The sequence below is a fragment of the Paenibacillus endoradicis genome (assembly GCF_024721975.1).
Map to the genome: position 1 here is coordinate 499,585 of NZ_JANQBB010000002.1, position 25,933 is coordinate 525,517.

The 25,933-nt window shown below is 37.1% G+C and carries 15 protein-coding genes; 8 read left to right on the forward strand and 7 right to left on the reverse strand.

Going from position 1 to position 25,933, the window contains the following annotated elements:
- Nucleotides 1-175: 175 nt before the first annotated feature.
- Nucleotides 176-1,390, reverse strand: coding sequence for an acyltransferase (locus NV377_RS08375; RefSeq protein WP_258200746.1), 1,215 nt, complete (start codon nt 1,388-1,390; stop codon nt 176-178).
- A gap of 539 nt (nt 1,391-1,929) precedes the next feature.
- Here NV377_RS08375 and mgrA point away from each other — a divergent pair.
- Together mgrA and NV377_RS08385 are read left to right on the forward strand one after the other, a co-directional pair.
- The gene (gene mgrA / locus NV377_RS08380; protein ID WP_258200747.1) at nt 1,930-2,925 is read left to right on the forward strand and encodes an L-glyceraldehyde 3-phosphate reductase; all 996 of its coding nucleotides are present in this window, start codon (nt 1,930-1,932) and stop codon (nt 2,923-2,925) included.
- Between the two features lie 102 nt (nt 2,926-3,027).
- Nucleotides 3,028-3,858 carry an AraC family transcriptional regulator gene (locus NV377_RS08385; protein WP_258200748.1) on the forward strand — a complete coding sequence of 277 codons (831 nt, stop codon included), beginning with the start codon at nt 3,028-3,030 and terminating at the stop codon, nt 3,856-3,858.
- Nucleotides 3,859-3,989: 131 nt separating this feature from the next.
- On the opposite strand, the gene NV377_RS08390 is transcribed toward NV377_RS08385, so the two are convergent.
- Nucleotides 3,990-5,045 carry an NAD(P)/FAD-dependent oxidoreductase gene (locus NV377_RS08390; RefSeq protein ID WP_258200749.1) on the reverse strand — a complete coding sequence of 352 codons (1,056 nt, stop codon included), beginning with the start codon at nt 5,043-5,045 and terminating at the stop codon, nt 3,990-3,992.
- 161 nt (nt 5,046-5,206) lie between these two features.
- Between NV377_RS08390 and NV377_RS08395 the strand changes: the two genes are divergently transcribed.
- The 5 genes from NV377_RS08395 (at nt 5,207) to NV377_RS08415 (ending at nt 10,039) form a co-directional block, all read left to right on the forward strand.
- Nucleotides 5,207-5,992, forward strand: coding sequence for an ABC transporter ATP-binding protein (locus NV377_RS08395; RefSeq protein ID WP_258200750.1), 786 nt, complete (start codon nt 5,207-5,209; stop codon nt 5,990-5,992).
- A 97-nt stretch (nt 5,993-6,089) separates the two neighbouring features.
- Nucleotides 6,090-7,055: an iron-hydroxamate ABC transporter substrate-binding protein gene (locus NV377_RS08400; protein ID WP_258200751.1), complete on the forward strand. Its 966-nt coding sequence runs from the start codon at nt 6,090-6,092 to the stop codon at nt 7,053-7,055.
- Nucleotides 7,056-7,064: 9 nt separating this feature from the next.
- A complete protein-coding gene (locus NV377_RS08405) occupies nt 7,065-8,072 on the forward strand; it encodes a FecCD family ABC transporter permease (protein WP_258200752.1) in 1,008 nt (335 codons plus the stop codon).
- Nucleotides 8,072-9,082, forward strand: a complete 1,011-nt coding sequence (locus NV377_RS08410; protein WP_258200753.1) for a FecCD family ABC transporter permease — start codon at nt 8,072-8,074, stop codon at nt 9,080-9,082. Before NV377_RS08405 ends, NV377_RS08410 begins: the two co-directional genes overlap by 1 nt.
- A gap of 30 nt (nt 9,083-9,112) precedes the next feature.
- Nucleotides 9,113-10,039, forward strand: coding sequence for an iron-hydroxamate ABC transporter substrate-binding protein (locus NV377_RS08415; RefSeq protein ID WP_258200754.1), 927 nt, complete (start codon nt 9,113-9,115; stop codon nt 10,037-10,039).
- A 444-nt stretch (nt 10,040-10,483) separates the two neighbouring features.
- Here NV377_RS08415 and NV377_RS08420 read toward each other — a convergent pair whose 3' ends face one another.
- From NV377_RS08420 to NV377_RS08430, 3 genes are all read right to left on the reverse strand, one after another.
- Nucleotides 10,484-11,641: a serine hydrolase domain-containing protein gene (locus tag NV377_RS08420; RefSeq protein ID WP_258200755.1), complete on the reverse strand. Its 1,158-nt coding sequence runs from the start codon at nt 11,639-11,641 to the stop codon at nt 10,484-10,486.
- A gap of 535 nt (nt 11,642-12,176) precedes the next feature.
- Nucleotides 12,177-13,154 (reverse strand): alpha/beta fold hydrolase, encoded by a 978-nt coding sequence (locus NV377_RS08425; protein ID WP_258200756.1) that lies wholly within the window; start codon nt 13,152-13,154, stop codon nt 12,177-12,179.
- Nucleotides 13,155-13,431: 277 nt separating this feature from the next.
- Nucleotides 13,432-14,103, reverse strand: coding sequence for a cupin domain-containing protein (locus NV377_RS08430; protein WP_258200757.1), 672 nt, complete (start codon nt 14,101-14,103; stop codon nt 13,432-13,434).
- Between the two features lie 537 nt (nt 14,104-14,640).
- Between NV377_RS08430 and NV377_RS08435 the strand changes: the two genes are divergently transcribed.
- Nucleotides 14,641-18,960 carry a LamG-like jellyroll fold domain-containing protein gene (locus NV377_RS08435; RefSeq protein WP_258200758.1) on the forward strand — a complete coding sequence of 1,440 codons (4,320 nt, stop codon included), beginning with the start codon at nt 14,641-14,643 and terminating at the stop codon, nt 18,958-18,960.
- Between the two features lie 127 nt (nt 18,961-19,087).
- Here NV377_RS08435 and NV377_RS08440 read toward each other — a convergent pair whose 3' ends face one another.
- Nucleotides 19,088-20,053: a family 43 glycosylhydrolase gene (locus NV377_RS08440; RefSeq protein ID WP_258200759.1), complete on the reverse strand. Its 966-nt coding sequence runs from the start codon at nt 20,051-20,053 to the stop codon at nt 19,088-19,090.
- A 301-nt stretch (nt 20,054-20,354) separates the two neighbouring features.
- A complete protein-coding gene (locus NV377_RS08445) occupies nt 20,355-25,904 on the reverse strand; it encodes an S-layer homology domain-containing protein (protein WP_258200760.1) in 5,550 nt (1,849 codons plus the stop codon).
- Nucleotides 25,905-25,933 lie beyond the last annotated feature (29 nt).

Consider the following 25,933-nt stretch of genomic DNA (forward strand, 5'->3'; position numbering starts at 1 on the left):
ATTCGACATTGAATATGAAGCGAACTTGGGAACTATAGCATAAGCTTCCGATGTATGTTTCTTAGAGAAACATTATAGGTGCGCTTGTAAAAAAGAGCCTTATCTGCTCAGCATTTGCTAGGCAGATAAGGCTCTTCACTTTATTTATAGTATGAAGAATTTAATATGGGACAAACTACATTTGAACATTAGGTGCCTTATCTTTGACTTGTGGTTGTGACGGTTTCCTTTTCTTAATACTCCCAAAAATAAGCCAGCTTTGTGGAATATAACGAACAACTAATTCTACAACAATCCAAGAACCGATTAATGCAAACAGGAATCCACCTACATACCATGCATGATGTACAATGCTAGCTCCACTTTGAGGTGGATATGCACGATAGATTAGTAATAAGAATGGATGGAACAGGTACACGCCAAACGAGACTTCTCCTAATCGCATCAATAAATTTTTCACAGGTGTTGCAGCTTTTCTGTAAATAATGAAAGCTAATTGCATCAATATAATTGCTGTTGTTAACGTATGAATATTCCATACGAGATCAAATAATGTGGAACTATAACTGTCTAGCTTCAATCTAGTCTCATACCACATGTATACATGTAATAAACCGGAACTTAACCAAATTAGCGAAAATACAATCCAACCTATGACACGTTTCTTTGTTACATTTTCTTTGGCTATATTGATCCACTGTTTCCATTTGTCATAATAAATCCCTAAGTAGGCACCTAAGAAATAATACGTGAAGTAACTTAATGACCAGCTACCACGAGCGGTCACTGGAGTTTCCAAACCGTATTTATTCACTAGGAAGAAGCCCCATTGAACGACGATCCCGATAAGCAATAACCAATGTGTGAGCTTCGGATACTTTTTGAAAAACCATAAAAATAACGGGAATAACAAATAAAATTGTATGCTTATATAGACGAAATATAGATGTGTATGTGCCGTACCATGCATCAACCGATCACCTAATGCAGACATCATCTCACCGAACGAGAAACCATTACCGAAAATTAAAGGATAACTTTCAGGGTATAAATATAACTTCAATATGAAGTAAAATAGCGAAAAAGAAACGTATGGAACAATAATATACATTAATCGCTTCTTATAAAAACTCGTAACTAATTTACCTGTTAAAGGTCGATTATAATAATTGTAGAACAATACAAAACTACTCAAAAATATGAACGTCGTAGTACCGAACTTCAAAAAAATGTTTGCAAAATTATATAGAAAAAACCAACTTGAATCTATCATTCCAGTACTAACTGCAACAGAAGTAGAATGAATACTCAATACCCCTAATATCGCAATCGCTCGAACTATAGATAACTGTGGAATGCTTTCTCGCTTTGAACTTAATAACTGGCTCATTATGAGCTCCTTTCTTGTTAGCTTTTCTTATCTTATGTTGTGCACCTAATATTTTACATTGTGCGCGCCTAATATTTTACATATTACTAATAATACACCCATTCAGTAATTAGAATCAAATATAAATTTGTATTAATTATTGTTAGTAATCCAATAATATTGCATTTAATCCACTTCACTCGATAATAATAACGTGAAAATATGAATGTATTATTAATCCTATCTGAAAGTTAACTTAATACATCATTTGATCTTTCATTTACCCTTTTTATGAAATTTGATGTAATACAATATATAGATTACGATAGAACAATCGTGCATTATGCCATATCAATAAGACGTTTAGCTATATGTTTTTCACTATAAATTACTCATAATAAACGAGTAACCTATACTCATTAATTATGATGCTTACTAAGCTACTTTTTGTTTGCAGACAGCAATTCATAAACTTAACAAAAAGCTAAGTTTATTCTTTCAAGCTTTCGAAGCTACTTTTTGTTCGCAAAGACTCACAAAAATTTTTAGGAGGAATTCTGATGTCTTATACAGCTAATGAACAGCGTTATGCAGATATGAAATACAATCGTTGCGGTAATAGTGGCTTACTTTTACCTGCAATCTCTTTGGGACTTTGGCATAATTTCGGAGGGAAAGACGTATTCGAGAATGGACGAGCTATGACTCGCCGTGCCTTCGATCTTGGCATTACGCATTTTGATATTGCTAATAACTACGGACCTCCATATGGTTCCGCAGAAGAAAACTTTGGTAAAATTCTTAAGCTAGATATGGCTCCATACCGTGATGAGCTTATTATCTCGACAAAAGCAGGTTATGATATGTGGGCTGGGCCATATGGTAACTTCGGCTCTAAGAAATATATGGTTGCGAGCTTAGATCAAAGCTTGAAACGTCTAGGATTAGATTATGTAGATATCTATTACCACCATCGTCCAGATCCAAATACACCAATTGAAGAAACGATGGCTGCTCTGGATCTCCTTGTTCGTCAAGGTAAAGCATTATACGTTGGTCTATCTAACTACAATGCTGAGCAAACTGCTGCTGCATCAAAAGTATTGAAGGAGTTAGGCACACCATGCTTAATTCACCAACCAAGCTATTCTATTATCGATCGTTGGATCGAAGGCGGGTTACAAGATGTATTGTCTGAAGAAGGCATTGGAACCATCGGTTTCTTACCATTAGCTCAGGGCGTACTTACGAATAAGTATTTGACTGGTATTCCTACTGATTCTCGTGCAGCTGGTCATTCTATCTTCTTAAATGAGGATAGTATTTCTGAAAAGAAAATTAATATTGCGATACAATTACAGGAGATTGCTGCCCAGCGTGGACAAAGCTTAGCTCAAATGGCGTTAGCTTGGGTGCTACGAGGCGGTAAAGTAACTTCAGCTCTTATCGGTGCAAGTCGTGTAAGTCAAATTGAAGAAAACGTTGCAGCACTTCAAAATCTTGAATTTACTAGTGAAGAGCTTGCTCGAATCGACGCTATTTCTCTAGATAAATAATATTATCCACTACTTTATATTACGTTAAGTTTATGCTTCCGAAGTATTTTTCAAACCGGAGAAGTTAAGCTACGTAGATCAGAAAAATTTTAGGAGTATACTATGATTGAATTTCTACCACAGCATCTCCATCAACTTGATCTGTATTTAATTCAATATGGGCGAGAACAATGTACGCCTAGTCATTCCTTTGGTCCTGCAATGCGAGAATATTATAAATTCCACTATATCCTTGAAGGTAAAGGTATATTTGAGGTCAACGGTAAAAGATATCATTTACATGCTGGACAAGGGTTTCTAGTTAGTCCTGGAACGATTACATTTTATCAAGCAGATCAAGATGATCCGTGGAAATACTGTTGGATCGGATTCCATGGCATTAAAGCTCCTACTTTATTGAAGCAAGCTGAGTTGTCAGATGAAGCACCAATATATGATTGTGACAAAGCTGATTTTTTCAATTGCAGTATTGATCAAATGATGGAATCTAAACATGTAGAAGCTGGACGAGAATTAAAACTAACGGGTTTGCTTTATTTATGGCTATCCATCTTAGTTGAATGTCGCGGATCACAACTTGCCTTGAAGCTGCGAGAAAATAGTAAAGAACATTATATCGCACAAGTCGTTCATTTTATTGAAATGAACTATGCTAATAAAATTACTATTCAATCTATCGCGAGCTTTATCGGCTTGCAACGCAGCTATCTAAGCTCATTGTTCAAAGAGGTTATGAATAGTAGCTTACAAGACTACCTGATTGCTTTCAGAATGAGAAAAGCATGTGAATTATTAAGTAATGTCGAGTTATCGATTGGTGATATCGCTCGTTCTGTTGGATACGAAGACCCTCTTCTATTCTCAAAAATGTTCAAAAAGACGATGCTCTACTCTCCTTCTCAATATCGAGAAAAACAGTTACTACGTAGTTAAACGCTTGAATCGTATAGCATTAATAAAGGGCATCCCAGAAGTCTGTAATAGACTTTTGGGATGCCCTTGCTTTATGATTTCTAACACTGCTGCGTGAACAGTACTGCGCTAAAGTAGATTATGATGGCTTCTTATTGCTTCATAAGCAAATGTTGAACGATCTCCTTATTACGTTGTTTGAACAATTCATTATGTGATGAAACCATACCATTTTTATTGGCATCGGGTTCAATATAACTTTTCGCTTTATTAACCGCATTCGCAGCATCTTGAAAAGTACCTGCAATGAGATTGAGCTTTCCATCATAGGAAACAATATCTCCCACTGCAAATACTCCAGCAACGGATGTTTCACAATGTGAATTACCAGCAATATAGTAGTTATCTTTCATATCCAATTGGAGTGGACTGTTTTCCATTAACGATACATCCTGCTCATATCCATGGCTAATGACCACTTCATCAATATCAATCATCTTCTTTTCTCCAGTATCAGCGTTTGTTAATTCCACTCTCTCAATAGCTGACTTTTCATCATTTGCAATCAATCTTGTAATTGTCGTATTAAAGCAACACTGCACATTACTCTCCATAAGCTGAGTGACATGGGCTTCATGCCCCTTCATCTGATCTTTGCGATACGTTAGTATCACTTGATCAGCTACCCCTACTAATTCATTTGCCCAATCCAGAGCAGCGTTTCCACCGCCTGAGATCATTACCGTTTTATTATGGAAAGGTTTGAATGATTTTATGGTGTAATGTAAATTACTAATTTCAAATCGCTCTGCACCTTCTATTTCTAATTTCTGCGGTTTTAGTATCCCGCTCCCAGTAGCTAGAAATACTGTTTTAGAATGATGTTTTTCTCCAGCCGATGTGTAAATAATAAAATGCTGTTCATCTACTTTTTCAATACGTTCAACCTTTGTATTAAGTACAATTTCTGGACTGAACACCATAGCCTGTTTCGTTAATTGCTGGATTAACTGCGCACAAGGAATTGGTGGAATCCCTCCAACATCCCATATTAATTTCTCAGGGTATACATGTAACTTCCCACCAAGTTCCGATTGGAAATCAATAATTTTAGTCTTCATCTCACGCAAACCGCTATAGAAAGCAGAATACAATCCTGATGGACCTCCACCTATAATGGTGATGTCGTATAACTCTATATTATTCATTATTTAAAACTCCTTATATGACTAAGTATGTTAGTATCCATATTTTATCATTGACAATGCGCACAACTATTTTATATTATTATACTGCAAATGATAATCGTTATCAATTATTTATTATTCATCACTTTATATACAAATTATTTTCATAAGGAGGAAAAGAGATGGTTCGCCTGCTTACCAATGAACTCACTGTCGCATATGGTGAACATACTATTATTGATAATCTTTCAGTGGAAATACCTGATCAGAAAGTTACAGCTATTATTGGTTCTAATGGGTGTGGAAAATCTACACTACTTAAAGCGATGACAAGAATTATTGCGCATAAATCTGGTCAAATTGTGCTAGATGGAAAAACGATTGCTTCCGAGCATACAAAAATATTAGCGAAGAAGCTAGCTATTCTCCCTCAGACACAAGAACATTCATCCGGGTTAACCGTTGGGGAACTTGTGTCTTATGGAAGATTTCCCTATCAAACTGGATTTGGCAGACTTTCAAAGCAAGATTATGATGTGATCGATTGGGCACTTGAGGTAACAGGTACGACAGATTATAAACATCGTAGTGTAGATGCATTATCAGGTGGTCAGCGTCAACGTGTCTGGATCGCAATGGCATTAGCACAAGAAACAGATATGATCTTCCTTGATGAACCAACAACCTATCTTGATATGGCTCATCAGCTAGAAGTACTTGAACTGCTGCAACAGCTTAATTTTAATCAGCAACGAACGATCGTCATGGTTTTACACGATTTAAATCATGCTGCACGTTTTGCTGATTATGTGATCGCCATGCGAGGAGGTCACATCGTTAAGCGGGGTACTGCGCAAGAAGTAATTACACATGAAGTTTTGAAGGAAGTCTATCATATCGATGCTGAGATTGGTACTGATCCGAGGACTGGGAAGCCAATGTGTATTACATATGAATTACTTAAATAGGTTGTTCAAAACAGTCACTTGTGATTACATGACTATGCTAACGAAGCTTAGTCGACTTTGAATATGAAACTACTTGCACTATAAGGAGAGATTTAAATTGAGAAAAATATTTATGCCACTATTAATCGTATTCATGCTTATCATTGCCGCTTGCGGTAGTAATAACACAACTAACAATACAAGCAATAACAGTTCAGGTAATACGACTACGAATAACAGTCAACAAGAAGAACCAGCTAATACTGAACCACAATTCGTGACCTATGAATCTGAGAATGGTCCAATTGAAGTACCAGCTAATCCACAACGTGTCGTTGTACTTGCTTCTTTCAATGCTGGTAGCATTCTAGCACTAGGTGTTCCTGTAGTTGGCGTAGATGAGTGGGCCGCTGGTAACTCTAATTATGCTGATAAATTGAAAGATGTAGCTATTATCTCTGAAGATGATGTTGAAGGAATTATTAATCTTGACCCAGATTTGATCATTGCTGCTCCAACGACAGCAAACCTTGATAAATTCAAAGAAATCGCACCAACGATTACTTATACTTATGGCGCTTTAGATTACTTATCTCAACATGTTGAAATTGGAAAATTAGTTAGTAAAGAGGCTGAGGCTCAAGCTTGGGTAGATGACTTTAAAGCTCGTGCAAAACAAGTAGGTAACGATATTAAAGCGAAACACGGTGATGATGTAACCGTTACGGTTATTGAGAATTTTGCTAAGCAAATGTACGTATTTGGCGACAACTGGGGACGTGGTACGGAAATCCTCTATCAAGAAATGGGTCTTGGCATGACACAGAAAGTAGCTGATATGGCGCTAGCTGACGGTTACTATGCTCTATCTGTTGAAGTATTGCCGGAATATGCGGGTGACTTCATTGTATTAAGTAATGATGGCGCTGATAATTCATTCAAAGAAACTGACACTTACAAAAACATTCCAGCTGTAAGTAATGGTCATGTGATCGAAGCAAATGCTGCTGATTTCTTCTTTAACGATCCTCTTACTTTAGAATTCCAACTTCAACTTTTTGTTGATGGTTTTCTTGGAGAATAGGGTGTCATTATGAAGCGTTCATGGTTGCAAGCTATACCATTCTCTTTGCAATTAGTTTTTGCTGCTTGCTTAACTATTATCGTATTTCTTATTGCAATAACGTTTGGAGCAGCAGAAACTACGCTTAGCGATGTATATCATGCTCTATTCACATCGGTCAGCAATGATAAAATAACGATGCTTAAAGAAATACGTATCCCTCGCTCTGTAGCAGCAATGCTCGTTGGCGCAGCACTTGCAATCTCAGGTGCTATTATGCAAGGAACGACTAAAAACCCTTTAGCAGATCCAGGCTTATTGGGATTATCGGCGGGAGCCAACTTAGCTCTCGCGATCTCTATAGTGCTCCTTCCTACAATAAGTACATTTACAACCGTTTGGGTTTGTTTTATAGGAGCAGGTATTAGTGTTCTACTAGTTATAGGTATAGGTTCAGCAAAGCGAGGCGGCTTCTCCCCATTGCGCATCGTATTAGCTGGTGCCGCAATTACTGCTTTTCTTAGTGCAATCACAGAAGGAATTGGGCTTCACTTTCAGATTACAAAGCGCGTTTCCATGTGGACTTCAGGTGGGCTAATTGGGACTACTTGGTCACAAATAAATATGATTACACCTTTTATCATGGTCGGTATAATTGTTGCACTCTACTACTCAAGATCACTAACACTATTAAGTCTTGATGAAGAAGCGGCAACTGGATTAGGACAGAATGTAACTAAAGTGAAAATTATTCTTTTCACAGTTGTCGTCATTCTAGCGGGTTCCTCCGTCGCACTTGTTGGTAATATGGCCTTTATTGGTCTTATGATCCCTCATATTGTGCGAGCAGTTGTAGGAAATGACTATCGATATGTATTACCTATGTCAATATTTATTGGCTCAACCTTTATGGTCCTTGCAGACTTATTAGGTAGAATTATTACTGCACCATATGAAACACCTGCAGCTGCTATTGTGGCAATCATGGGTCTTCCTTTCTTCTTACTTATCGTTCGCAAGGGAGGTCGAAATTTTTAATGCTACTCGCTACTCAAAAAAGAAAACAACGTCTTACTATGATTGTCCTTACATTATTATTAATCGTTACATTTATTGTTGCCATTGGTACGGGATCATCTGCACTTGGTTTCGATCGGCTATTCCCTACATTATTCGGTAACGGTAGTTTTAAAGAAAGTTTCACTTTATTTGAAGTGAGATTACCTAGAATAATCGTGACGTTGCTGGCAGGTATGGCACTCGCATTATCTGGGTCTATACTACAAAGTGTCACGCGGAATGATCTCGCTGATCCAGGAATTATAGGTATACATTCAGGTGCTGGTATCGGTGTTGCATTATTCTACTTATATGTTCCTACACAAATATTAAGCTTAACATTTCTACTACCTCTCGCAGCTTTCGGCGGAGCAGTTATTACAGCGATCATAATCTATATTTTCTCTTACGAGAGAGGTGTGGGTCTACAACCGATTCGATTAATATTGATCGGTGTAGGTTTCTCCATGGCATTGTCTGGCATTATGATCTTTATATTCTCAGCTGTTGATCCGTTCAAGGTTGAATTTATAACGAAATGGATGTCAGGTAATATATGGGGAGCTGATTGGCCGTATATATGGGCATTACTTCCTTGGTTACTATTATTAATTCCGTATACGTTGTACAAATCAAACCGACTAAACATTTTAACGATGAGTGAACATACAGCTATTGGCCTTGGAATCTCTTTGAATAGAGAACGTATAACATTAATGCTGACTGCTGTTGCACTAGCTGCTTCTGCTGTTTCCGTAGCTGGAAGTGTAGCCTTTATAGGATTAATGGCTCCTCATCTAGCTAAAGCTATTGTTGGACCAAGACATCAATTATTCATGCCTGTAAGTTTACTGCTTGGAGGTCTATTATTATTAATAGCTGATCTACTTAGTCGTTTATTATTTCAGCCGACAAGTTTACCAGCAGGTATTATGGTGGCAATTATCGGTGCGCCATACTTTGTGTATTTACTTATGAAAAAAATATAGATGAACTTGGATTATAAGGAGAGAATTAAATTGAGAAAATTATTCATGCCATTATTAATCGTATTCATGATTATCATGGCTGCTTGCGGTAACAACAATGCAAATAATACTGCACAACAAGAAAGTTCTACTACAACTGAACCGGAATTTGTAACCTATGAGTCTGAGAATGGTCCAATTAAAGTACCTGCTAAACCAGAGCGTGTTGTAATGCTTTCATCTGGTTATGTTGGTAACGTGCTAGCGTTAGATGTGCCAGTTGTTGGCGTTGATAGCTGGGCAGTTGGTAGCTCTCTTTTTGCGGATAAGTTGAAAGATGTTGCAATTATATCAGAAGATGATGTTGAAGGCGTCCTTAACCTTGAACCAGACTTGATTATTGCTTCTTCAACTACAGCAAACTTAGAGAAGTTTAAAGAAATCGCTCCGACGATTACTTATACTTATAACGCTTTAGATTATTTATCTCAACATGTTGAAATTGGTAAACTAGTAGGCAAAGAGGCTGAGGCTCAAGACTGGGTTAATGACTTCAAAGCTCGTGCCAAGCAAGCTGGTCAAGATGTGAAAGCTAAGCACGGTGATGATGTGACAGTGACCGTTATTGAGCACTATGCAAAACAAATGGCAGTATTCGGCAATAACTGGGGGCGTGGTACAGAAGTCATCTATCAAGAAATGGGTCTTGGTATGACTGATAAAGTTGCTGAAATGGCACTTGCTGATGGTTACTATGCACTATCTGTAGAAGTACTTCCCGAATATGCGGGTGACTTCATTGTACTAAGTGATGACGGTTCTGATAATTCATTCAAGGACACAGATACTTACAAAAACATCCCAGCAGTAAGTAAAGGTCATGTTATTGAAGCTAATGCTGCAGATTTCTTCTTCAATGATCCGATTACTTTAGAATTCCAACTTCAACTATTTATTGATGGTTTTCTTGGAAAATAGTAATTTATAGTGTCATAAAACAGCTCAAGTTCCTCGGTTGATTTCCGAGGAACTTGAGCTGTTTTAATAATGAGATTCTTTTTTTATTTTCATAACTATAAAGATGGAGAATGAAATGAAAGACAGCTTTAAAAATGTGCTGAACATGTTCTCTAATTGCCCATTAGAGAGTGTGAACATGAAGAACTTATAATTATTAAATCCTGCTGCCATTTCGAAATAACCAGGCACCAAATAAACGGATAGTAGTAAAAATAAAAAAGTTAAAAAAAGCAAACTATTCATGAGTTTATTATCACTGTTAATGATTTTAACGACTACAAATGCTGAACATAGTATTATAGTAAAGTTTAATATAAACTCGATTAGTATCATCCACATTTATAACACCGCCTTAAACGTAGATGTGCAGATCACATTAAAGTGCTCTGTCCTGAATTTCCATTACAAACAACTATAGACGACATTGCGTAAACGCAAATGATGCTCAAGCTCCATGTTAGGTATGCGTTGATGCATATACACGATTGATAATTGTTCTGCAGGATCGATTAGAGCGTATGTACCTGACATACCTGTCCACCCAAATTCACCTAATGAACCTCCATAATGTGCTGCTACAGGATCGATTAATGTTCTAACTCCTAGACCGTATCCATATCCAGCAGTGTAGGGATTGTTAAAGTCCTCTAATTGAGCAGCATTAAGATGATTACTACGAATAAGATCTATCGTCTTCTTGCCAATAATTTGATAATTGTCTGACATGCCACCATTAGCAAGCATCTGTGCAAATTTTGTATAGTCTCTCGGTGTGGAATATATTCCCAAACCACCGCCGTTGTAGATAGCTGACGAATCGAAATTCTCATCCTTTTGAGCCAATGTAGGTGCAAGTTCATTATTGTCATCCATAGCATATAACGGTACTAGTCTAGATTTTACATCTTCTTTGAAACGATACCCAGTGTCTTTCATTTGAAGGGGATCAAGTAGCTCTTTTTGAATAAATTGCTCAATCGTTAATCCACTTATTACCTCTACTAATCTCGCTACAATATCATGAGAGTATCCATAGGCCCAGCGAGTCCCCGGCTCAAATAATAATGGTACTTTCGCAATTTCTGTAATTAGTTGCCCTAATGTATGAGGACCTTGCTTACTCAGTTCACCAGTTATTCTAGTTATCTCTTGATGTGTTTTTGACTCCCCCCATTCATATGGGATTCCTGAAGTCATTGCGAAAATATGTTTTACAAGTATCGAATTTTGAGCAGGTTTCACATGTACATTTCCGTTAGGAGAAGTATGGACGACTTGCATCTCCTTAAATTCTGGCAAATACAGGTGTAAGGGATCATTCAACAGAAACTTACCACGTTCAAAGAGTAACATTGCTGCTGTGCATACAATAACTTTCGTCGTCGAATAAAGTCGGTGAATACTACGATCATTCATCAATATTTTTTGTTCACGATCAGCATAGCCATAGTAACCTTCATACATCGTTTCACCATTTTTCGTAACTACACAACCGCAGCCTACGATATTGTTATCTACAAATCCTTTTAATAGATCATCAATATTATGTAATCGATTCATATTCTACGTCCTCTCATCGTCAGTATGTTAAATAATCTACCTCATAATCATAAAATAACATGAGTATTCTTCATAGCATTATTTCACACACATATACATATCTTCCATTACAATTATAGTATAATTCAACTTTTTTATAGCAACTGTAATAATCCTAATGGTTGCGCTAGATCAGCAAATGATGCAACAATTGTCCGATCCATATCTGAATTTAGCAATTTGACCATGTTGTTGATCAAAACTATCATTTAGAAAATACAAAAGACCTTTGCTCCTAGTTTTCTAAGAGTAAAGGCCTTACTATTAGTAACGACTCCTCGTTTTTTCCTCGATATACAAATCGAATGCTTTAATTCCTCGACGAGCTAATCTAATAAATAGTACTAGACAGTAAATACTTAGACCAAGAAATGCTAGAAGAACTAAGAAAGCTAAAATCGTAAATACGAATGAAGTTGGGTAAAATTCCAAAAAACTCACGCCCTTTTCAGTTTGAGTTCAAGAACAGTTCAACTGATGTACTGTCATTTATTAGTTACACATATTCTTTTTTTATCAAATTGATCATGCGCCGGATAGCATCCGCTACTACTTCTGGCTGTTCGCTCGGCACATGTCGATCACTATTTGGCGCGACAATAAGTAGACCTTGCTCAGAAAGTTTTTTCATCTCTGCTGCTGTATCGTATCTTGCTTGCTTTAGAACACTCGAGTCGTCATCCACTTTACCGCCAATAATGACGGTAACAGGTATGTTTTTATAAGATTTTACTTTCCGAAGTTGGTTAAATCCTTGTTCGATAAAAGCATGCTCATTCGCTATTGTTTTTACCGTCTTGTTCAAAGCTATTAACGTCCATATTTGTTTGCGTATCGCTAGTGGATAATAATTTAATAATTGACGCAATGAAGATTGTAATCTAAGCAAGCCTTTTACTAATCCGAAATAAGTTAAGACCGTATAACCCTTATACCGCTTCTGTCTTTTTAGTTGATCCGTTTCATAGTATTCAAGAAATTTTCCAGACTGCTCATCTTCGTGTAATGCGTCAACAAGGATCAGTCCACTTACTTGTTTGGGGTAGCGATAGGCGAACAAACGTGCATTTATAGCACCGTAACCATGACCTACAATTATAATTGGCCCTTTTATATTTTCAGCCAGTAGCAATTGGCGTAAATCTTCAACATGACTCATATTTGTTCTTGGATACGTACCTCCATCACTGAAACCATATCCTGCCCGATCATAAGTAACGACTCGTGAAAAATGTTGCACTCTCTCCGTTACCATATGCCATGTAAGCGATGATGCCCCGTACTCACTCCCATGATCGAATACAACGGTTGGCGCTTCACTTTGACCCGATACATGGATATGCAATTTTCTATTCCCAACATTATGTAGTTTCCCTACGTAATGAAATCTATTTTGATTACGTCTATTCATTAACATTTGAGTCCATATTAATGCTAAAACGACCGCTACTATAATGCATCCTATAATAACCATACTGCACTTCCTCTACTCGATAAATAATCCCATATACTTCTCCCTATTCTAACAACAAACAGCGATATTTACATATGTTATCATACCATGTTATATAGTAAATTAAATAGCCGATACAATCCTTTAAATCGATAGTATCGTCATACTTTTCACCGATATTCATCTGCATTCTTAATATAGTTATAGTTACACAAAAATAGCGAGCCCATTTTCATTTCCAATGATAATAGGCTCGCTATTTAGTTTTCGTAGTACCCTTTATTGTTATATCTTGTTATTATTCATGTTTGCGACCATTGCCAATAATAAAACGATTCTGATTCCGATTTGGGGGTAAGTTTCGCTGACGTTGTAATGGAGGAGATAGATTTGCATGGATATGAGCATTGTTCTGTTGACGAGTGTGTCCTTGTTGTTCACAATCTGCAGGAGGTCCAATAACTACAGTACTCTTAATTGGTGCAAGAACTTGCGTTAAATCCTCCTCATTCAGACAATACGTATGAGCTAACAGATCTCGAGGAGCAAGTCTAAGAAAATCTGATACCGGAATAAATTCTGGAACTGGAGCATCAAAAATTGCAATAAGATGTGTGTGATCAACGGTTGCAATAATCCAATGAACCCACCCTTGAGGAACATTCGCAACTTGACTTGGACTAATAACATATTCAAGCACAACTTTAGTAAATGGGTTAAGTATAGAGACAATTGCCGATCCCGCTACACAATATACTAACTCAGTTGCATTCTGATGAGTATGGGGCTCAACAACATTGCTGCTTGTTAAGTAAATATCAAGTAATGAAACGTTTCCTAGTGTATTTAATTGATCTACGCCTAGTGCATTAATATAATTTCCCTGGTTCTTCGTGAAAAACCTACTATTATTAATATCAAAAAAGTATTGCGTATTGGGTGAGGTGAAATCCATATAGCTTACTGCCATCTTCTCCATCCCTCCTAAAACTTTTTGTAGCATCTTGATGAGCGTCTTAATAAACAAAAAGTACATCGGAAGCATCAGTTAATAATTCCGACACTCTAAAACTATTCATTCCAAAAGCTAATTATGTTTTTTTCTGTTAACGCAGCTAATTACATAAATCCCTTCCCTCATTTAATTTTCCACCTCTTATTTTCAACTTGAAAAAGTTGTTCTTGACGAAAAAATAATCATCTTATATATTTACATTAATGTATACACTAATAATTAATGTAAATATTAAGTTTTAAACATTAGTTATTCCATCCCTCTTCCCACATTGTGAACAATCGTTCCTTTCATCAGTAACCATCTAAGTAAGCAACTTCTTCAGTCAACATTATTTGAATCAGCGTTATATGTTTTTATTAGCACATCAAAGAACAGATATGTTACAACATCAACAAAATGAAAACGCTTTATTAATGTAGGAGGTGATTATTGTAATACCTTTGTACCAACGCACAATGCTCTACAAATTATAAGAGGAGGTTTTATCAAATGAAGTTCAAATCGTTTTCCCCTATACTCTGTGCATTATTAGCAATATTGTTATGCTTACCTACTGTAGCACTAGCTTCACCTAGTAGTATCAATAATCATTGGGCATCTGCAGAATTAGACAAATGGAAACAACAAGATTTCATATCCGATACAAGCGAGCCAAATAAAGCAATGACTCGCCTTGAAGTTATCACAATCGTTAATAAGGTTTTCAATCTCACGATAATAAGTGATCTATTATTCTCAGATCTAGAAAAAAACTCTGAGGCTAGTAAACAAGTTAATATTGCAGCTACAGCTGGTTATATTAAAGGTTATGGTGATGGTAGTTTCCACCCAGATCAAGCTGTTACAAGAGAAGAAGTAGCTGTTATTCTACAACGAGTGTTTCAGTTAGTTGGTCAAACCTATGGATTAGACAAATTGATAGATTCAGATAAACTTAAGAATTGGAGCATTGCTGCTGTAGGAGCATTGTTACACGATCAATATATTAAAGGTTATCCTGATCAAACTTTCAAACCAGAAAAATCGGTAACCCTAGCAGAATTTATTACAATGCTTAATAATATTGCACCAATCATTATTACAAAACCAGGAGTATATTCAAATCTTACTGAAAAAAACATTATTATCGCTAGTCCCGATGTAACCATCATTAATAGTGACCTTACAGGTAACATCTATGTTACTGGTGCTGCGGCGAAAGGCAATATCACTATTGAAAATACTAACACTTTAGGTACGTTGTTCAGCTATATCGCTGGTACATTTATTACACTAAAATCTTCAACAATTGGGAATCAAGTATTACTACAACCACAAGTTACTGCTCCTTCTGTTCCAGAAGAGACAGCAACACCGTCGACTGTACCTGAATCAACACCTAGTCCAACTAAGAAACCAACTCCAACTCCTACTGCTACACCTAATCCAACGGCAACATCTGAACCTACTGCTACACCAAAACCAACAGTTACCCCTGAGCCAACTGCTACACCAGTTCCACCTACGTTCCAAGAAGTTAGTATACATGATCCTTCTATTATTAAATCAAAAGAAGGCGAATATTATGTTTTCGGTTCTCATATTGAAGCTGCAAAATCATCTGACTTAATGAGCTGGGATCGATTCACGAATGGTTATGCTACATCTAATAATCAACTTTTCGGTAATCTTTCAGACAATCTAAAAGAATCTTTTGCTTGGGCAGGAGAAAATGATGCCGACAATCTTGGTGGCTTTTCTGTGTGGGCACCAGATATTATGTGGGTAGATGAATATGATAATCGCGATGGTACAAAAGGCGCTTACTTAATGTATTATAGCGTCTCATCTACTGCTATTCGTTCAGCTATCGGTGTGGCCGCATCGCAAAACATAGAAGGTCCATATCAATATGTCGAAACGATTATGTACTCTGGCTTTACTAACAAGGAAGATTATGATGCTAAAAGTGTCATTAATAAACATTGGGAAAACACTAATCTAGCTAAACTAATAGAAAATGATATCATCGGAGATGTAAATTCTAGCTGGTTTAAGGGTGATGGATCTTATAACAATAGCACATACCCTAATGCCATTGATGCCAATCTATACCGTGACACTGAAGGTAAACTTTGGATGTCATATGGCTCATGGTCAGGTGGAATTTTCGCATTAGAGATTGATCCTGCAACAGGGTCAGCTAAATATCCTGGGACCGATAGTACGACCTCTGATGGTAGAATTGTCGATCGTTACTTTGGCACCAAAATCGCTGGAGGTTATGGTAAATCTGGAGAAGGACCTTATGTCGAATATGATGAACAGTCAGAATACTTCTTCTTATTCGTTACTTATGGATGGTTAGGTATTGATGGAGAATACAATATGCGTGTATTCCGTTCAAAATCTCCAAATGGACCATTTGTTGATGCTAATGGCGATAGTGCAGTTCTAACTGCAACTTCAGTTCACGACTCCATTGGTAATAAAATTATGGGACATTATAACTTTGAACGAAATATTGGAGAACAAGGTAGCGGCTCAGGTATTCAATATGTATCTCCAGGTCATAACTCAGTCTATATTGATGACGAAACTGGCGAACGATTTGTTGTCTTCCACACTCGCTTCTCACAGCAAGTAGATGGCTTCGAGTTAAGAACTCACCAACTTGTAATGACTGAAGATAATTGGCTAATTGCTACACCTTATCGTTACGCAGGAGAATCACTTCAAGCGGTTACTGAGAGCGATATAGTTGGCGATTATAAATATATTAATCATGAACAAGATAGCTCCAAAACTGTTCATACATCCACCTACATTACATTGAATGTAGACAAATCAATAACAGGTGCAATTACTGGGACATGGGAATTAATCCATGACTACACTGTAAGACTCACAGTTAATGGTAGCGTATATACAGGAGCATTTATCGAACAATGGGATTCAGCATCACAAGCATACGTGATGGCATTTACAGCGATGAATAATGAAGGTAAGAGTATTTGGGGAAGTCAATTGCGAGGAACTAATAATCTTGCTCAAGATATTTTAGATGATATTACAGTCACTCCTACAAGTAACATTATTGCTAATCTAATATTACCTGCAAAAGCTACGAGAAATATCGCTGTGAGCTGGTCTTCTTCTAATTCTGCTGTAATTAGTGATAACGGTTTGGTCACTAGACCAACTTCCGATGATGATACAGCAGTGACATTAACAGCTAGCTATGTTGTCGATGGAGAGACATATACTAAAGCAATTGATGTAACTGTAAAACCTACTGAAGCTTCCCTGCTAACAGCAAAGTATTCTTTCGAGGATAACTTGATCGATAGTCAAAACGTTAGTAAACAAGGAACAGTTGTCGGTGGAAAGATTACAGATATCGGTAAAGGATATATGAACTATGGATCAGGATTTTTTGGAAAAGCTGCTTATTTCGACGGGGGAAGTGGAGTAGTTCTTCCTTCGGATCTAATCAATAGTGATACTTACTCTGTATCCCTTTGGTTGAAACCAGAACAACTAACTTCATTCACTACCGCATTTTTTGCAGGGGAGGATGCGAATCATTGGATTAGTTTGCTCCCTAAAGGTAATGCAATTGATAATACGATGCTTTGGTATCATCAAGAAGCACCTGTAGCATGGTTTGATGCTCGTACCAATACAAACATTGCTCTTAATGATTGGAGTCATGTTGCCTTTACGGTAGAAGAAGGCTACTTGAGAATATATATTAATGGCAAACTGCTACATAGCAGCCAAAGCCTACCTGATCTATTCTCTAGTGATGCAGATAATATCTTTTCTTTAGCAGTTAACTATTGGGACACTCCTTTTAAAGGATATATCGATGAGTTGGAAGTATATACCGGTGTACTTTCACAACAGGAAATTAATGCAATGCTTACTAGCGATAGTAAGGTTACAACGATTCAATTAGCTGTAAGCGAGAAAATCATTTCACTTGAGCAAACATTTACACCGAAAAACATTACAGTGTCACCAACTGTTGCTAACAATAAGCAACTAAAATGGTCAACTGCAGATTCTTCTATTGCTACTGTTAATTCAGTAACTGGAACGGTTACTGGTGTAAGTATTGGTACAACAACCATTACAGCTACTTCAACTGATGGTGGAAATGTTAGTACTAGTTATGAGCTACATGTCGTTGAAGGTGAGATCGCACACTTTAACTTTAATGAAAATATGAACAATATTGCAGTTACCGGTAGTCAATCGGCTACTTATATAGGTAACAGAATTAATATCAATACTACAGATACTCCCGTATTCGATAACGGTCAAGGTATTGTATTAGACGGTTCACATGGTGTTCTACTACCCAACTATTACTTTAATGATCAGACCTACAGTATTCGTTTTAATGTGAAGATGAATACATTAGATCGATACAGTGCTCTATTCTTTGCTTTTCATAAAAATGATCAATGGTTAAGCTTTGTTCCTGGAGGAGCAGATCATACCAATGGAAATGCATTCCTTTGGGCAAACAACACCGGAGCAAGCGGTACTGCAGACTGGTTTGATGGATCTACGGATCAAAAGTTCTCTACTACAGAATGGGTTCAAGTTACTATTACCGTTAATAACGGAACAGCTTCTATCTATTATGGCAATACACTTGTTAAAAGCTTCAACAATTTCAAAAATCTATTTACTAGTGATACAACAACGGTCGCTCTAGGTGTGAACTACTGGGATGCGCCAGCAAAAGGAATTGTTGATGATCTTAAAATCTTTGACTATGCACTGTCAGCTGAACAAGTTTCTGCTTTGGAACAGTGATTCTAGCTTAGCTTAATAACGTATAACGAAAGAGAATAAGCCTACTATGTCAATGACGTTACCAACGTACAGACCTAGTAGGCTTACTTTTTTATGACGTAGTAATATTAATAATGCCCAGTCTCAATCAATAATACGGCCAACCATTTGAATCCCAATACAAATCACTTATTAATAGCTTAGGTGCACCATTTTCAGCTACACTATATGCATGTCGGGCAATAACATTAGTACCATATACATCCTGACCACCTGGTCCGACCCAAGCACCATTACCACTATCAATAACAGATGCCCCTCCATTCTTCATATCAATACCGTTCTTATCATAATAAGGGCCTGTTGGGCTCGTGGATCGACCAACGGCAACTTTGTAAGTACTACTCGTTCCCGAACAGCATACGCCGATTGACACAAATAAATAGTAGTAACCTGTATTGCTGTTATACACTAAGCTCGGACCTTCAATACCACCCGATTTTGTAGCAATGCGATAGGAGTTTCCTGTCGGCTTCATTGTAGAAGAACTAATGGATGTAATATATATGCCATTACTCCATGATCCAAATACCATCCATAACGCACCATTTGCTGCTTGTGTAATATTGGCATCAATTGCATTGTAATTTGTAGAGTTATTAGAATACGTTACCATCCCTTTATCCGTCCATACTCCACCTGAAATAGAGGTTGTCGTTACTAGCCCAATAGCTGATATTTTGGACCCAAAAGTAGATATGGAATAGTATAAGTAATACGTACCATTATAGTAGTAAATATCTGGAGCCCATACATCAAGACCTGTATGATTCGGAACATAGTTACTCCACCACGAAGGTCTTGAATTGAAAATTTTCCCTGAACGTTTATAGTTTACGCCATCTGTAGAATACAATACTTGAATCCCTTCCCCAGTACTGAATACCCAACGTGTTCCCGTACCATTTTCTACAATGTAAGCAGGATCATGTACATTCGTGTCCCCTGTCAAATTCCATGTTGCAGCATTAACAGGAAAAACCACACTGAGTAGCAACATTAACGATAAAAGTAATATAGTGAGCTTTGATCTTTTTGAACTGATCTTCATCATTTCATCAATTCTCCTTTGTACTACAGAATTTTATTACTACGATCAAATTAGTAACCACCACCTTCGTGTACAAGTATGTTAGCGCTTTCATATCTTGTTGTAATAAAAGGAAGCGCGAATCAGCACCTTCCTTAATGAAAATGTTATAATTTAATATTAACATTTACAATAGTCATTTAGGGTAATCCGAGCATTATTTCATAGGTAATTAGAATCACATTTTCATCTAACAAAAAAGCACCTCCACTGGTTAGAATTTTCCAACCAATAGAAGTGCATTTATCATGAAGCTAACTTCCGCTTATTTATTTGTTATAGCAAGAAAATTTACGATCATCTGAGCTAATTCTGCTCTTGTTAATTGTCCTTTCGGATCAACGTTATGACCATTCTTACCTTGAATTAGGGATAATGCTTGCGCCTCACGAATATCTTTCGTTGCCCATTCCGATACGTCATCCATATCGGTAAAGTCTGCTTGTTCTCCTACATTTACCGTCTTATCCGGGTTCAGAGTACGATATGCTCTCATTAACATAACGACCGCTTCTTCACGTGTAACTTTATCTATTGGACGGAATGCATTATTACTTCCTTGAACAATGCCAAGCTCACTTGCTACAGTAACAAAGCCAGCATAATAAGCATCAACATTAACATCTGTAAATTGCTCACTTGCTTGTGGATCATAAATACCTAATGATCTTATTAGAGCAGTTGTAAAATCTCCACGTTGAACATCTGTTGCTGGGCTGTAATGATTTGCTGAAGTTCCATTCACGATATGCTTAGACGCTAGAATGGAAATACTGCGCTCTGCCCAATGGTCGGTAATATCTTGGAATGACTTCACGTATTCTGCTACAAAATATTGACCTGATTGCTTAACATCAACTTGAATCGTTTGAGCATCTACTTTACCCCCCACATAGACAGGTTGACCATCGACTAGTTGGTAGATACCTACAAGATCAGCATCTAATGAAGTAATATCGAACTCAAGTGTCATCTTACCTTCAACTTCTCTAGACTCAGCTACATTGACTAGACTTGTTGCTGTCATCTTAACATCTAGAACATTACTTGCATGTAGGAACTCTTTTGCTAATTTATCCGTAGTTCCTCGTTGTTCCTTCGATACTACTGTAATTTTCAACGTCTCATCGCTAGCTAATCCACTCCAAGTTGAAGAAGGAATAGTAATCGTTTGCCCAACTACTACAATTTCTAGATCATGCCCATTCTGAGCTAATTGCGAAATAGCTTCTCTCGTTACAACAACATCGACTGGTTTTCCATCTGTACGATTAACAGTAATAGAAGTTTTTTCAGACTCTTTGGAAGCAACATCTTCAAGATTTACCGTAATCGTATTATTTGAAGCTTCTGGTGTTTCACTTGGATTTGGCGTTGGTGCTGGTGTTGATGGATCGGTCCCCGTTGTACCACCCGTTGTTGTAAAGTTCCAAATTGGTGAAACTGTTTTACCTGAGAATTGATCCGTTGCTTCAACATACCATTCATAGTTTGTACCTTGCTTTAATTGATTCCATTGAACTGAAGCTTCTGACCCACTAGCAACATCGGTAACTTCACCAATGACTTGCTTTGTGTGTATATTCACTTCGAAATAGTCAGTCGCTACTCGTTTGTTCATTACACCTAAGTCTACGTCAATATCGAATTCATCTTTACCAGGATATTCTGTTGGATCATAGTAATTATAATCATCCAAATATGGTGAGTACGTTTTAACATGGATTTGATCATTATCTAGATCGAATTGCAACAGACGAATATAACCTAATCCACCCATTTCAGCGCCTTGATAATCTGCAAGCATTTGATATACTTTACGATCTGCAATTCCATCGCCATTATCATCGATTTCATCGACAAGCGTTTCTGCATCATGATAGTGACCACTTAAAGTAGCAATCACGTTAGGATACGGAACAACGACTCTTTCATAAATTTCATCGGCAATTGGTGCACGGTTATTAGAAACTAACATATATTCATGGAATGATAGAATAGCTTTTCGATCGGGATGATCCTTCACCACTTGTTCAACCCAATCAATCTCTTCATCACCGATATTCCAGCCCATATATACCATAATGAAATCAATACCACCAGCGGAGATCAGGTCATAGTGACCACGGTTATTTTGATACGATCCACCATATGTATATGTTTCTGTATCTTTGAAGCGATCTTCTCCGTAATGTTCCCAATAGTAAGAGTAATCTCCAGTTTGATGACCAACATCGTGGTTACCTGCAAGTACACCATACGGAATTTTTGCTTTCTCGATAATTTCCATCGCATTATTCGCAGCTTCCCATTGATACGGTTGATCTGCATCATCAACTAGATCCCCAGTATGAATGACATAACGGATATCCATCTCTTCTTGATTATCTACTATCCATTGCGTGTTAGTTGTATAAATTTCTGGGTAGCTCTCTGAGTAATATTGAGTATCGGACATCCATACGAAGGAGAAATCATATTCATCCTCAGTTACTGGTCTTTCATCTTGTACCATAACATTAATGACACCATTATCATTATAATCTCCTGCATGAACATTAGCGTTTAGCTCAAAATCTTCTAGTCCTGCAACATAGTTGTCTAGTAAATCCCATTTACCCTCAGTAGGATTCCAAGCGTATAAGCTAACTTTTCTTCCTTCTAACGAATTACCTTTCCAGTTGATCTCAACTTCATCCGTAGCAACAACAGAAGAATCTAGCTTGATCTCAAACCGTTGGTAAGGGAACTGCTCGGTAGCATCAGTTGTATAGTATTTACTATCAATTGCACTAATTTCCTTCAACGCCGAAGAATTCATCTTTGTCTCAGTTGAAGGTACTTTTTGCTTCGGTGGCTCTACAGTCGATGAACCGGAATATGCGGAAAAACCAGCTTTCCGTTGACTATCATAATGGAAGCCACGTTTGAATAGGACAGACATCAGATCCTCTTGCGGATCAGTAACTTTAACCTTTAATGTTGGTGATAGCCCAACATTTTTACTACCAGATAGAGGAGTAATAAGTTTTACTGAATTTGGGTTATCATTATCGATTGTAAATGTGACCGTTTCTACTGAGCGATTACCTACTGTATCCGTTGCAGTAACTGCAAATGAATATGTTCCAGAAGCCAATGCTCCAGTTGAAGTCTCATATGGCAACTCGATACTGTCACCATTCAATGTTGCCTCGACTGATTTTACTCCAGCATAGTTATCTGTAACTACTGCATCAAGTGTAAACTCACTACGTAATACCTCATCATTAGTAATCGAAGGAACAATCGTTGGTGAAGTATTATCAACAATAACATTTTTCTCAACTTGTTCATTACCCACTACTACTTTAACAATATGTTCGCCATCTTCTGTTTCAAGCGTGTTCCAGTCATAAGCAAGTGCCAATAAATTGTCACTTGTTAGCTCAAACTTAAATTCAATTGCCTCATGCATACCTGCACTATCACCCATTTTGATGATAGTGTCTTTATTATTGTAAGCTGGGTCATAAATATTTGTACCGTCTGCTAAGATTAGACGTACATTACGAATTTTGAAATCATCTTTGTTTTCTTCAGGACGATCATCGAATGGACCAGACTTCGTACCTGCACGAACAGCAATTTCATTATTACCAAGCGCTAATCGCTCTGCAGAAATTGGAACTTTGATTGTTGTGTACGTGTTAATAGGATCAAGGAATGTATGAAGAATCTCCGTTCCCATCGTCACACCGTTTTTGAAGTAATAGTTGACATCAGTAGCTTCAAATACAAAATATGCTTCAGATTCTAATGCTGTATAAGTATCAACTACTTCTTGTCCATCAATGGATAGTTGTAATTCGTCTGGTGTTAATGTATCAGAAGCTGCTTTCAATGTTGTTGTTCCACTTATGATTTCATTGTTATTAACATTCAATCGTGTACCATCATCGTTTCCGTTTTTCGTAATATTTACTGTATTCATGGGAGACGTTAAGCTATTCGCACCATCCGAGTATTCGAAATAGTAGGTCACTTCATTACGTCCAATAAATTCAGTCGAATTGACCGTATAAGCAAATTGATTCGTTCTTTTCTCATCGTATAAATAACGTTTAGAATATGTGGAGTCTTGATCCGTCTTATAATATAGAACAACTGATTTTACACTTTTATTATCTGTAACTTCAGCTTGTATCTTAAGATCAGTTATTTCATCAACTTCAGTAACCTCAGTTAGATTAGTAAATACAGGCTCTTCGTTATCTTCATCAGTTTTCATAGGAACTGCTGGTACTTGATTCGGTAATACGTATCCAGGTGAAGCATCAATCGTTCCTACTGCAAATTCGAACATTTCTGTATTACCAACTTGATACTGATAGTGACTGCCTTTGTTAACAACACTTCCACGAGAACCGTCGTAATACGCTACAGAAATATCTTGATGAGTATTCGTACCGATTGCGATGCCACGTTTGGAACCATTCGCTAGTCCATCATTGTACAATTTAACGATATTTTCATTCTCAACTAGATTTGTCTTAAATTCTTTATTAAAGTCTGCCACAGTTAAGCTTCCATTCGCAGAGTTAATATTCCAAAATACCATCGTGTCCATTGCTTTAATAATAATATCCTCTTGCTGTGTAGCCCAAACGACGTCAGCCGTTCTTCCAGAATCGGTATAGATATAATATAATTTGTAATCCTTAAAATTAATATCTTCATCTGTATTATTGTAGATCTCAATAAACTCATAAGCATCACTTCCACCTACATTATTACTATTCGGCAGTAATTCTGTTACAAGCATAATTGGAGTCTCTTCACTATTTTCGTCAAGATTAACGATTGTAATGTCATAGATTGGAGTTACGATTGGTGCTTGGTTATCAGCTATTACTTCTATGTAGTACGTTAGCTTGTTGTGCGAAATCAATTGGCTACTTACGATCGTTGTATTTTGCTGCGTTAATGTACCCGCCATGTCCATTTCTGTATAAGCTGTCTCATCATCGAATTTATAATATACCTTTCCATCAACTGTATTAATAGCATTAGAAATCGCTGCCTCAATCACAAAATCATTTGTAGAGATCAAGCGGTACGTACTTGGAGTATGTTGCAATGCAATTGGTACCTCTGTAACAACCTCGTCAAGTCGTAATAATTGATCTGGAGTGATACTACCAGGAGATGCGTTAATTGTACCTGGATTGTCCATCATAACCATAGCTTTATCACCCTCGTTAGGCATACGATAGAAAATACCTTTGTCCGGTTTTGTTTGCTCATCGTTATCGTATGTTGCTTGAGAAACAACTGTACCTTTACTATTCTCATCTAAGATTGTTGGATCAACTATAGCTAACGTTCTTGAATTAGCATTATCCATTCCACCAGTAGTTATTATTTTGAATAGATTCGTTCCTTCTACAAGCTGCGTACTGTAATTGTTATTGAATTGTTCAGTCGTAACGCCTATCACAGGTACAGTTTGGACCCAGATTACGATAGCTTCTCGGGAAGGAATCAACATACTACTGTAAGAAGCTCCGAAATTCCAATGAGTATCGGTCGCACCATAGCGATAACGTAGTTCATAATCTTTGAACTCAATTGTCTCGTCCGTATTATTATATATTTCAACAAATTCATAAGCATCTTTCGATGCTACATTGGCTGAATCAGGCACTAATTCTGTAATTAGTAGATCTGGTTTGTCGCTTTCACTTGCATAGCTCATGCTAACTGGCGCCATACTGAAAATGATAGCTACCATTAGTAGAATAGCTATTCCTTTTCGATGTTTAACTGCGTACATGAATAAATTCCCCCTAACATTGATAGTCT

Excerpts from the sequence above, each read along its gene's own strand:
- NV377_RS08375 (WP_258200746.1), bottom strand. The coding sequence starts at position 1,390 with ATGAGCCAGTTATTAAGTTCAAAGCGAGAAAGCATTCCACAGTTATCT.
- NV377_RS08420 (WP_258200755.1), bottom strand. The coding sequence starts at position 11,641 with ATGAATCGATTACATAATATTGATGATCTATTAAAAGGATTTGTAGAT.
- NV377_RS08385 (WP_258200748.1), top strand. The coding sequence starts at position 3,028 with ATGATTGAATTTCTACCACAGCATCTCCATCAACTTGATCTGTATTTA.
- NV377_RS08430 (WP_258200757.1), bottom strand. The coding sequence starts at position 14,103 with ATGGCAGTAAGCTATATGGATTTCACCTCACCCAATACGCAATACTTT.
- NV377_RS08425 (WP_258200756.1), bottom strand. The coding sequence starts at position 13,154 with ATGGTTATTATAGGATGCATTATAGTAGCGGTCGTTTTAGCATTAATA.
- NV377_RS08435 (WP_258200758.1), top strand. The coding sequence starts at position 14,641 with ATGAAGTTCAAATCGTTTTCCCCTATACTCTGTGCATTATTAGCAATA.
- NV377_RS08395 (WP_258200750.1), top strand. The coding sequence starts at position 5,207 with ATGGTTCGCCTGCTTACCAATGAACTCACTGTCGCATATGGTGAACAT.
- NV377_RS08445 (WP_258200760.1), bottom strand. The coding sequence starts at position 25,904 with ATGTACGCAGTTAAACATCGAAAAGGAATAGCTATTCTACTAATGGTA.
- NV377_RS08440 (WP_258200759.1), bottom strand. The coding sequence starts at position 20,053 with ATGATGAAGATCAGTTCAAAAAGATCAAAGCTCACTATATTACTTTTA.
- NV377_RS08390 (WP_258200749.1), bottom strand. The coding sequence starts at position 5,045 with ATGAATAATATAGAGTTATACGACATCACCATTATAGGTGGAGGTCCA.
- NV377_RS08405 (WP_258200752.1), top strand. The coding sequence starts at position 7,065 with ATGAAGCGTTCATGGTTGCAAGCTATACCATTCTCTTTGCAATTAGTT.
- NV377_RS08410 (WP_258200753.1), top strand. The coding sequence starts at position 8,072 with ATGCTACTCGCTACTCAAAAAAGAAAACAACGTCTTACTATGATTGTC.
- mgrA (WP_258200747.1), top strand. The coding sequence starts at position 1,930 with ATGTCTTATACAGCTAATGAACAGCGTTATGCAGATATGAAATACAAT.